Genomic DNA, 10232 nt, shown 5'->3' with positions numbered 1-10232 from the left:
CCTGCAACTACGCCGCCGACAAGTACGGCTCCATGGACAACGTCAACTCCGCCTACTGACACCGGCGGACGGCACCGCACCGAGGGGCGCAGCACCGCGAGGAGCTGCGCCCCTCGCGCATGCCCCGGCCGGCCGGGCAGGCCCCCACCGGCCAAGCACCGGCCTCCGCCGGACATACCTCCACCAGGCATTTGATCTGGGTTTTGCGTGGGCCTCCCGGCCAGTAACATCCTGTCGGCCGACAACGAAGGGATCCTTCCGCGCGTCCGGGACGCCCAGGTTTTGCGTCCGTGCTCTGTGGGCACGCGTGGGGTCTCCGATGTGTGAGAGGTGCTTGGTGACGACCCGGGAGACAGCCGCACGCGACCGTGTGAGGAACGCGCTCCGTGAACACGAGGAGAAGGTCGCCGACCGCTGGGTGCAGCTCCAGCGCGAGCAGGTGATCCTCGCGACGGATGTCAGCGAGAGGGAGCTGCGCGAGGAGGCCGACCTCCTGCTGGCCGCCCTCGCCGCCGCCCTCGCCCAGGACGTGCCGGCGCACCGCGCGGTCGCCTCCTACCGCGACCTGCGCGAGGCGGTCACCGAGCTGTCCATGCGCCGGGCCCGCGCCGGCGCCACCCCCACCGCGACCTCCCTCGCCGTGCTGGCGCTGAAGGAGGCGCTGCTGGAGGCCGTGCAGGGCACCACCCGCGACACCGAGGACCTCTTCCACACCGCCATCTTCCTCAACCGCCTCCTGGACGCGGCCGGCGCGCTGGCGTTCGAGACGTACGTCGAGGGCCGCGAGGAGATCATCCAGCGGCAGAGCCGGCAACTGCTGGAGCTGTCCACGCCCGTTGTGCAGCTGTGGCGGCACGTCCTGGCCGTCCCCCTGATCGGCACGCTCGACACGGCCCGCACCCAGGTCGTGATGGAGAATCTGCTCCAGTCCATCCAGGACCACGAGGCGCGCGTCGCGATCGTCGACATCACCGGTGTCCCGGCCGTCGACACGGCCGTCGCCCAGCACCTCATGCACACCGTCAACGCCGTGCGTCTCATGGGCGCCGACTGCATCATCAGCGGCATCCGCCCGCCCATCGCCCAGACCATCGCCCAGCTCGGCATCGACCTGTCGTCGACGCTGACCCGCGCCACGCTGGCCGACGCGCTGGCCGCCGCCGTGGCGATGACCGACCAGCCGCCGCTGGGCAGCGACCTGCCGGCCCCGGCGGTCCGGTGACCGCCGCCGGCCGGGCGGGGGTCCCCATCCTCCGGCTCGGGGACGTCCTGGTCACCGGGCTGCTCAACGAACTCGACGACACCACCGCCGCCGCCTTCGCGGACGAACTGACCAACCGCATCGCCGCCGACGGCGCGCGGGGCGTCCTCGTCGACATCTCCCGCCTGGAGATCATCGACTCGTACGTGGCGCGCACGCTGATGGAGCTGACCACCATGGCCCGGCTGCTCGGCGCCCGCGTCATCGTCGCCGGCATGCGGCCCTCCGTCGCCATCACCCTCGTCGAACTGGGCCTGCGGCTCACCGGCGTCGAGACCGCGCTCAACGCCGAGCAGGGCATGGCCGCGCTGGGCTGGCGCCGGACTCAGCAGCCCCGGGGAGAGGCTCCACGTGACGCGCAACGGTGACCGGACGGCTCTCGACCCCCTGATCGCCCGTCCGCGCGAGGCGCCGGACGTCCGCACCGCGACGGCCGCCGCCGACGACTGGGCCACCGTGCCGCCCCCGGCGGTGCGGCCGGTGTGCACCGAAGCCCCGTCCGTCTACGCCGTCCGCACCGAGGAGGACCTGGTGACCGTGCGTCACGCCGTGCGCGCCGCCACCGTCGGCCTGGGTTTCGGCATCGTCGACCAGACCCGCGTCGTCACCGCCGCCAGCGAACTGGCCCGCAACGCCTACGCCCACGGCGGCGGAGGCACCCTCACCCTCGAGCCGGTGCGCCGCGGCGGCCGCCGCGGCCTGCGCCTGACCGTACGCGACGAGGGGCCCGGCATCCCCGACGTGGAGTCCGCCCTCACCGACGGCTTCACCACCGGCACCGGCCTCGGCCACGGCCTGGGAGGGGCCCGCAGGCTCATGGACGAGTTCGCCATCGAGACCGCGCCCGGCCGTGGCACCACCGTCGTCGCCACCCGCTGGACGGCCCCGTGACACCCACCCCCGGCACCGACGGCACCCCCGGCACCGCGTACGTCACCGAGGAGGTCCGCGTCGACCACTACAGCGCCGTGCACACCGCCGCCACCCGCGCGCGGGCCCTGGCCGTGCGGCACGGCCTGCCGGGCGCGCTGCCCGACCACGCCGCCGTCCTCGCCAGCGAACTCGCGAGCAACCTCGCCAAACACGCCCGGGACGGCGCCGTCTTCCTCCAGCCCCTGCCCCTCGGCGACGGCCTGGAGGTGCTCACCGCCGACTCCGGGCCCGGCATCACCGACCCCGACCGCTGCCTGGCCGACGGCTACACCACCACCGGCACCCTCGGCGCCGGCCTGGGCGCCGTCCGCCGCGCCGCCACCCACTTCGCCCTGCGCAGCCACCCCGCCGGCACCCTCGCCTGCGCCCGCCTCGCCGCCTCCGGCACCGGCGGCACCACCGCGAGCGACGCCGTCGGCGCCCTCTGCCTGCTCGCCCACGGCGAGACCGACTGCGGCGACGGCTACGCCCTGGCCGTCACCGCCGGGGCCCGCACCGCCCTGGTCGTCGACGGCCTCGGCCACGGCCCCGCGGCAGCCGAGGCCGCCCAGGCCGCACTGCGCGCCTTCCACCGCACCGCCGACGCCCCGCTGCCCCAGCTGCTCACCGCCCTGCACCGCGCCCTGCGCGCCACCCGCGGCGCGGCCGTCGGCGCCTTCCGCCTCGCCACCGGCGGCGGCGCCGAGTTCTGCGGCACCGGCAACGTCCGCCTGCACCTGCTCGACCCCACCGGCACCCGGCGCCACCTGTACGGCGAACCGGGCGTGGCCGGCTGGAACATGCCCACGCCCCGCGTCCACCACCTGCCCACCGGCCCCCACACCACCGCCGTCCTCCACACCGACGGCATCGACGCCCGCTGGGCCCGCACCCCCGGACCGTTCCTGCTGCGACTGCCCCCGCCCCTGCTGGCCACCGCCCTCGTCCACGGCCACCGCCGCACCCGCGACGACGCCACCGTCGTCGCCCTCGGCCCCACCGCCCACCGGACGTCCGGGAGGAAGGACCGATGATCCCGCACACCACGACGCACCACACGCTCACCGGCCTGAGCGCCACCGTGCGCCGCCTGGCGAGGGACCTGCGCCTCCCCGTCGAACTCCGCTCCCGCCTGGCCCTGTCCGTCACCAGCGTCGCCTCCCACGAGGTGCGCGCCGGCCGGCCCGTACGCCTCGACGCCCGGCCCGAACCCGCCTCCGACGGCGGCTCCCCGCAGCTCGCCGTGCGGCTCAGCGCACCCCACGCGCCCGGCCCGCCGCGGCTGGACAACCTGCCCCTGCCCGCCGAACCCGACCGCGGCGGCGCCCTCTGGCGCCTGCCCACCGGCGCCCCCGCACCGGCCCCCGCCCCCGGCGACGACACCCCGTCCGACCGCGCCCTCCTGGAGGAGGAGCTGCGCGCCGCCCTCGCCCGCGCCGACGCGCTCGCCGCCGACCGCGAGCGGCTCCGCCACGAACTCGCCGAGACCAACAGCGGCGTCCTCGCCCTCTACGTCCAGCTGGAGGAACGCGACGAACGGCTGCGCCGCGCCCACGGCGAGATACTGCGCGAGCTCGAGGACGCCCTCCGCCCGCAGCCGCCCCGCACCGACGGCCTCGAACTCGCCGTGCACTACGCCCCCGCCGGCACCGACGCGCCCACCGGCGGCGACCTCTACGACTGGTTCCTGCTGCCCGACGGCACCGTCCACATCACCGTCGTCGACGCCCTCGGGCACGGCATCACCAGTACCCGCAGCGCCCTCACCGTCACCCACGCCGTCCGCACCCTCGCCCTGGAGGGCCACCCGCTCCCCGCCATCGTCGGACGCACCGCCGAGATCCTCATGCCGCTGGACCCCGACCTGATGGCCACCGTGCTGCTGGTCCGCCTCGACCCGGCCACCGGCGCCTTCACCGTCGCCAACGGCAGCCACCCGCCGGCCCTGCTGACCCGGGCCGACGGCAGCGGCCACTACCTGGAGGCCCGCGGCCGCGGCGTCGGCTACCCCCTGCCGGGCAGCGACGAACTGGTCCACGACCGGCTCGGCCCCGGCGACGTGCTCCTGCTCTACACCGACGGCCTCACCGAGAGCCGGCGCGACCCCCGCGAGGGCGAGGCCCGGCTGCGCCGGGCCGTCCGCCGCCACCGCCACCTGCCCATCGAGGACCTCCCGGGCGCGGTGGCCCGGGAGATGCACGACGTCATCCTGCACGCCGACGACACGGTCGCCCTGACGGCCCGCCTCGCCCCACGCCCCGCCGGCGGATAGCACCCCCCGGCCCCGCACCGCCGGGCCCGACCCGTCAGGCCCGCCCGACATGCCGCAAGTAGGCGGCCCGGTCGAGCGGGTTGCCGTCCGTCCGTTCCCGGACCGGCGGCCGGCCGGGCAGCGGCCGGTCGCCGGCCGGCGCCGACCACCACAGCGCCTCGCCGCGCGTCAGGCCCGGCAGCCGCAGCTCCAGCGCGGCGACGTGCCGCGCCGCCACGACGCCCGTGACCAGCCACGCGTCCCCGGCCGGCACGGTGTCCCGTACGTGTGCGCCGTGCTCGGCGAGCACCCCCGTGACCGCGCCCAGGCAGTCGCCGGGCAGCTCCAGCTCGTACGCGTGGCACGGCTCGTGCACCCGAGTCCCCGCCTCGGCCAAGGCCCGCATCAGCACCAGCGGCGTCAGCCGGCGGAAGTCGGTGCCGGTGCTGACGGGGCTGGCGTAACCGGAGTGCGTCAACGTGACGACGACATCGGTGACCGGCCAGCCGTGCAGCCCCTGGAGCAGGGTGCGGCGGGCGGTCTCCTCGACGGCCCGGTCGAAGGCGAGGGGGATCGCCCCCAGCTCCGTCTCCCGGCGGAAGACCGTGCCGGACCCCGCCCGGCCGGCCTCCACGCGCAGCCCGATCGTCGCCCAGAAGGCGGGCGTACGGTGCCGGTCGATGCCCTCGTACGCCGTGCCGCACCCGGCGGGCCGCTCCAGGAACACCGGGCGGCTCTCCTCGAACACGGCGGCCACCCCGAACTCCTCCCGCAGCGTGGCCGCGACGACCTCCTTCTGCACCTCCCCGTACAGCAGCACGGCGGTACCGGCACCGTCGGGCAGCGCACGGGTGCCGATGAGCGGGTCCTGGTCGGCCAGCGCGGTGAGTGCGGCGTGCACCGCGGGGGCGTCCTGCGGCCGCACCGGCCGCACCACCGCCTCCAGGCCCGGCGGGGCGAAGTGCGGCCCGTCGGCCTCGCCGCCGGGCGGTGTGCCGAGCCGGTCGCCCACGCGTACGGCCGGCAGTCCGCGGACCGCGGCGATGCCGCCCGGCAGCAGCCGGCCCGCCGCGCCCGGCGGCGCCCCCACGACGTCGAGGGCGGTGAGCCGGCCGGTGTGCTCGGACCGGCCGCCGTCGGACTCACGGCGGTGCAGCGTGATGCGCTCGCGCCGCCCGAGGCTGCCCGAGAACAGCCGCAGGTACGCCGTCTTCTCGCCGGTCGCCCCGCGCTGCACGGCGAACACGCTGCCCGCCGGCGGCGCGGCGGCGCTCCCGCGCGCGGGCGGCAGCCAGCGCGCGATGCCGTCGACGAGGGCGCCCACACCGTCGCCGGAGAGCGCGGAGCCGAAGTAGAGGGGGTGCAGCAGACCGCGCGCCGTGTGCTCGGCCAGGCCCTTGCGCAGCCGCTCCACCGGGGGCACCCGGCCGTCGACCAGTTCGCCCAGCACCCATGCGTCGTCCTCCGCGAGGGCCTCGGCGACGCGTTCCCGGAACGCAGGGTCGCCGAACGAGGCGGGCACGGTCCGGGCCGCGGGCGTACCGATGTCCCGAACGGTCCCCATGGGCACCACGCGCGGCGTGAGGCGGGCCCGTACGTCCGCGAGCACGGCGGTCCCGTCGGCCCCGGCGCGGTCGGTCTTGTTGACGAACAGCAGGGTGGGGAGGGCCAGCCGGCGCAGGCTCTTCATCAGCACCCGCGTCCGCGCCTGCACCCCCTCCACGGCGGACACGACGAGGACGGCGCCGTCGAGCACGCCGAGGGCGCGCTCCACTTCGGCGACGAAGTCGCCGTGACCGGGCGTGTCGATCAGGTTGACCTGGAGGCCGTCCACCGTGAACGAGGCGACGGCGCTGCGGATGGTGATGCCGCGCCGGCGCTCGATGGCGCCGGTGTCGGTGCGGGTGGTGCCGGCGTCGACGCTGCCGAGCCGGTCGATGGCGCCGGTGTCGAACAGCAGGCGCTCGGTGAGACTGGTCTTACCTGCGTCGACGTGGGCCAGGACGCCGATGTTGACGACGCCCCGCGCCGGGGCGGTGGAGATGCGCATGGGTGGAGAGGTCCTCGGGAACGTGGCTGCGGAAAGGGCGCTGGGGTGTTCCGAGGACCTGGCGCATGGCTCCCGCTCTCTCCAAGTGGTGCACGACGGCGCGTGGACGCGCACGGATGATGTCCATTGCCAGCGTGCCCGACGGGCGGGGCGCACGCCACGCATTTTCCCGGGCGGCACGCGCGGGCCGGCCGGGACGGGGGATCAGCCCCGGGGGTCCGGTACGCCGATGGGGTTGGGGAAGCGGAGGGCTGCGGAGGCGGCGGCCGTCAGGGGAGCCAGGGCCGCCGTCAGGTCGTCCAGCCCGGTGGGGTCCTCCCACGGGCGGGCCGCGGCCCGGTCGGTCGCCGCCTCCACGCCGGCGAGGAGCCGGCGGCCGGCCTCCGTCGCCGTGCCGTCGTCCGCGAGCAGCCCCCGGCGTACGAACCGGGCCGCCGCCGCGTCCCACTCCTCGTCGGACCAGCCGCGGAACGGCTGGAGCTCGGCGCGCGGCAGGTCGGTGCCGGCCCGCAGGACGAGCACCTCGCAGCCGTCCAGCCCGGCGGCGACCAATGCCGCCACATGGCCGTCCCCGCGGTGCTCCCGCAGCACGGTCGCGGCGTGCCACAGCAGGGCCGGCGGCTCGTCGGGCGGGGGCAGGGCCGCGTTGGCGGCGGCCAGCGGCCGCCCGCCGCACCCGAGACCGGCGATCCGGCCCGCCAGCAGCACGGCCGCCCGCTCGACCTGCGCCTCCCGGCCGGCCAGGAGGCGCGTCAGGGCGTCCCGCGCGCCCCGCAACCGCACCTCCAGCGCTTCCCCGGCCGTGACCGTCCCCCACACGGAGGGCAACGCGCGGGCCACCATAGGCGGGGCGAAGGAGAAGAAGGACGACACCACCGGTGCCGGCCCGACCGCGCCGAACGGCGCGGCCCGGCCGGCGAAGTAGCCGCGCCAGAAGCCGCGCAGCCCCGCCTCCTCGAATGCACTCCGGGCTTCCAGCGCGAAGTAGGTGACGGCGTGCACGGGTTCGAGGAGGGGCCACAGGGCCCGGGCGGTGACGTGCGCGGCGGCTTCCCTGTCCATCGGGGGCGCGGGGGCCGGGTCAGAAGTCGACGAGTTCGTTGTCGTCGATGCGGGCCACGGATTCCTGCCCGAACCGCTTGTCGTACGTGGCGCGGATCTCCTCGATCTTGCGGCTGTCGGCGGTGGCCTCGCGCTTCGGGTACAGGAGGGTGAGCTTGTACGAGCGCTCGCGCTCGATGGTCCCGTGGGTGTCGCGGTACTGGCCCTGGGCGTTCTCGATGGTCAGCCCGGCCGGGAAGCGCGGGGTGACGAACTCGTCCACGAAGGCGTGGAACTCCTGGTCGGTGACCGGCGCCCCGCCGTCGGGCTTCGCGGTGCCGAAGAGCAGCTCGGTCTTCACATACGGCTTGCCCACGGCCTTGGGCGCCGCCGTGGACGGCCCGCCGCCGGCGTCGTCGAGGGCCGCGTACGCGGCGGGGCCGCTCGCGCCCAGCAGCGCGGCGGTGAGGGCGACGAGCGCCAGGCGGGTGCGGGAGACGGAGGTGGGCGCCACGGCGGCCTCTTTCTCTTGTTTTCTCGATTTTCTTCGGTTCCGGTGTGGGGGCCTCCGGACTCTAGCGAGAACGGACGGCGCAACGCACCACGTTCGACGGCGATTTCACGCCTGCGCGCCCCGGCGGGCACCGGGCCGGCCGCCGTAGAGTGGCCGGTCATGGCCGACCGTTACGTGCCGCACACGTTCTCGGACATCGACGCCCACCCCGACCCCGCACGGCTGGTCGGCGTGCTGCACCGGCTGCGGGCCGAGCCCTTCTTCACCTCGTACAAGCAGCGCGTCCTCGATCTGCTGCGGGCGGGGCCCGGCCGCCGCTTCCTCGACGTCGGCGCCGGCACGGGCGACGCCGCCCGCCGGCTGGCCGCGGCGACGGGGGCGGAGGTCACCGCGTGCGACCTGTCGGCGGTGATGTGCCGCGAGATGCGCGGGCAGGGCCTGCGGCGCGTGGTCGTGGCCGACGCGCGGCACCTGCCGTTCCGGAACGGCACGTTCGACGGAGTGTTCGCCGACCGCGTGCTCCAGCACACCGAGGACCCCGAAGGGGTGCTGGCCGGCATGCTGCGCGTCGTACGGCCCGGAGGGCGGATCGTGGTCTGCGACCCCGACACCGGCACCCAGGCCCTCGCCATCGACGACCACGAACTGGCCGCCAGGGTCCTGGCCCTGCGCGGGCGCGCCGGCTTCCGCCACGGCACCTTCGCCCGCCGCGTGCCCGGTCTCCTGGCCGGCCACGGGCTGGAGGAGATCCGCGTCGAGGCCCGTACCCTCCTCGTCCGCGACCGGACGACGGCGGACGCCATGACGGGCGTCCGCGACTGGGCCGGCGCCTTCGCCGACCGCGGGCAGCTCCGGCGGGAGGAGGCGCGCCGTTTCGACGCCCTCGTGGACGCGGCGCTCCGCGAGGACCGGTTCCTCTACGCGGTCACCTACTTCCTCACGTCGGCGACCCTCCCGGCGCTCAATGGGGCAGCAGGGCCTTGACCGCCACGATCAGCAGGCCGATGAGGAGGTTGACGAGGCCGGAGACGACGACCTGGTGGCGCGGGGCGCCGGCGCGGGCCACGGCGGCCGCGCCCCAGCAGGCCTGTTCGGCGACGGCCACGGACAGGGCCAGCCACGCGGCACCGGCCACGTCCAGCCGCAGGAGGGGGCTCACGGCGATGGCGAGGGAGGGCAGGGCGGCGGCCTGGGCGATGGGCCATTCGGCGGCGCAGGCACGCAGGAGGGTCCCCCGGCCGAGCGGCTCGTGCGCCAGGCGGCCGGTGAGGTGGGCGTAGCTGTGGGCGACCCAGAACACCACTCCGGTGCTCACCAGGAGCAGGACGAGCTCCAGGCGCGGGTACGGGCCCATCGTCCCGGTGCCGGCCAGCACCGACGCGGCGAGGAGCGAGCCGTAGACGGCACCGGTGTAGTCGGCCGGTCTCCGCTGTGCGGTGGCTCCGTGGGCTCCGTCGGTCACGGTTCCAGGATGGCCGGGGGAGTGGCGGCTCCGGCGCAGTGCACGCGCGCCCGGCGCGTCGGACGGTGCTGAGCGCGCTTCAGGAAGCGCGCTGCACCACGCCGAGGGCCTGTTCGGCCGCGCCGAGGGCCTTCTCCATCTCCGCCCGGTAGTCCGGCAGGACGGCCGCCGCGCGCTCGCCCGCCATGAGGCGGCGGGCCGCGGCGAGGTAGGCGGAGCGGCACGCCGCGAGCATCAGCGCCGAGGCGAGGGCGGGCGCCGGCTCGCCGGCCTCCTCCAGGGCCGAGGCCAGGGCGTTCTCGACCTCTTCGGCGCCTTCCCGGGCGCGGGCGCGCAGGGCCGGCGACTCCACGACGATCCGCCAGAAGTGTGCGTACCGGTCGGCGAGGCCGAGCAGCGGGTGCCCCTCGTCGACCAGGCCGAGGAGCGTGCGGCGCACGGCGGCGAGCGGGGGCTGCCCGGGCTGCCGGTCCCGCACCGCGGCGGTGACCAGCTCGGCGGCCTGCGGGATGCGGTCGAGGAAGAGGTCCTCCTTGCGCGGGAAGTAGTTGAAGACCGTCATCGCCGAGACGTGCGCGGCCTTCGCGATCTCCGCGACGGTGACCTGGTCGAAGCCGCGCTCGGCGATCAGGGTCGTGGCCACGTCCGAGATGCGCTGCCGGGTCTCTTGCTTCTTGCGTTCGCGCAGGGAGGGTTCCGGTGTCACGAGATCACTATAGCCAACCAAAAGTTTTAGTGACT

11 protein-coding genes are annotated in these 10232 nt (G+C 75.9%); 6 read left to right on the top strand and 5 right to left on the bottom strand.

All coding sequences use genetic code 11. The features are described from left to right. Positions 1–319: 319 nt before the first annotated feature. The 5 genes from IE305_RS31235 to IE305_RS31215 all read left to right on the top strand — a co-directional run bounded on the left by IE305_RS31235 (position 320) and on the right by IE305_RS31215 (position 4445). Entirely contained in the window at positions 320–1222 is a 903-nt protein-coding gene (locus tag IE305_RS31235; protein ID WP_444546180.1) for an STAS domain-containing protein, read from the top strand. Further along, on the top strand, positions 1219–1629 hold the full coding sequence (locus IE305_RS31230) for an STAS domain-containing protein (RefSeq protein WP_190133204.1): 411 nt from the start codon (positions 1219–1221) through the stop codon (positions 1627–1629). The genes IE305_RS31235 and IE305_RS31230 overlap by 4 nt, the downstream gene beginning before the upstream one ends. Positions 1630–1717: 88 nt before the next feature. After that, the gene (locus IE305_RS31225) at positions 1718–2152 is read left to right on the top strand and encodes an ATP-binding protein (protein ID WP_190133211.1); all 435 of its coding nucleotides are present in this window, start codon (positions 1718–1720) and stop codon (positions 2150–2152) included. Further along, positions 2149–3207 carry an ATP-binding protein gene (locus IE305_RS31220; RefSeq protein WP_190133203.1) on the top strand — a complete coding sequence of 353 codons (1059 nt, stop codon included), beginning with the start codon at positions 2149–2151 and terminating at the stop codon, positions 3205–3207. The genes IE305_RS31225 and IE305_RS31220 overlap by 4 nt, the downstream gene beginning before the upstream one ends. Beyond that, complete coding sequence (locus IE305_RS31215) at positions 3204–4445, top strand: PP2C family protein-serine/threonine phosphatase (RefSeq protein ID WP_190133202.1); 1242 nt, start codon at positions 3204–3206, stop codon at positions 4443–4445. Before IE305_RS31220 ends, IE305_RS31215 begins: the two co-directional genes overlap by 4 nt. 34 nt (positions 4446–4479) lie before the next feature. Here the strand turns inward: IE305_RS31215 and IE305_RS31210 are convergent, their stop codons facing one another. The 3 genes from IE305_RS31210 to IE305_RS31200 form a co-directional block, all read right to left on the bottom strand. Further along, entirely contained in the window at positions 4480–6474 is a 1995-nt protein-coding gene (locus tag IE305_RS31210) for an elongation factor G (RefSeq protein ID WP_190133201.1), read from the bottom strand. 204 nt (positions 6475–6678) lie between these two features. Further along, positions 6679–7536 (bottom strand): SCO6745 family protein, encoded by an 858-nt coding sequence (locus tag IE305_RS31205; protein WP_190133200.1) that lies wholly within the window; start codon positions 7534–7536, stop codon positions 6679–6681. 19 nt (positions 7537–7555) lie between these two features. Continuing rightward, the gene (locus IE305_RS31200; protein WP_190133199.1) at positions 7556–8029 is read right to left on the bottom strand and encodes a DUF3574 domain-containing protein; all 474 of its coding nucleotides are present in this window, start codon (positions 8027–8029) and stop codon (positions 7556–7558) included. A 159-nt stretch (positions 8030–8188) separates the two neighbouring features. Here IE305_RS31200 and IE305_RS31195 point away from each other — a divergent pair, with 159 nt between their 5' ends. Then, positions 8189–9013, top strand: a complete 825-nt coding sequence (locus IE305_RS31195) for a methyltransferase domain-containing protein (protein ID WP_190133198.1) — start codon at positions 8189–8191, stop codon at positions 9011–9013. Here the strand turns inward: IE305_RS31195 and IE305_RS31190 are convergent. Then, entirely contained in the window at positions 8991–9491 is a 501-nt protein-coding gene (locus IE305_RS31190; RefSeq protein WP_190133197.1) for a hypothetical protein, read from the bottom strand. The genes IE305_RS31195 and IE305_RS31190 overlap by 23 nt on opposite strands. A gap of 79 nt (positions 9492–9570) precedes the next feature. Further along, on the bottom strand, positions 9571–10197 hold the full coding sequence (locus IE305_RS31185) for a TetR/AcrR family transcriptional regulator (RefSeq protein WP_229891769.1): 627 nt from the start codon (positions 10195–10197) through the stop codon (positions 9571–9573). Between the last annotated feature and the right edge of the window lie 35 nt (positions 10198–10232).

Origin of the sequence: Streptomyces mashuensis, assembly GCF_014654785.1 — a bacterium.
GTDB classification, from domain to species: Bacteria; Actinomycetota; Actinomycetes; order Streptomycetales; family Streptomycetaceae; genus Streptomyces; species Streptomyces mashuensis.
Note: the sequence above shows the minus strand (reverse complement) of the source record. Positions and strands in the feature narration are given on the sequence as shown.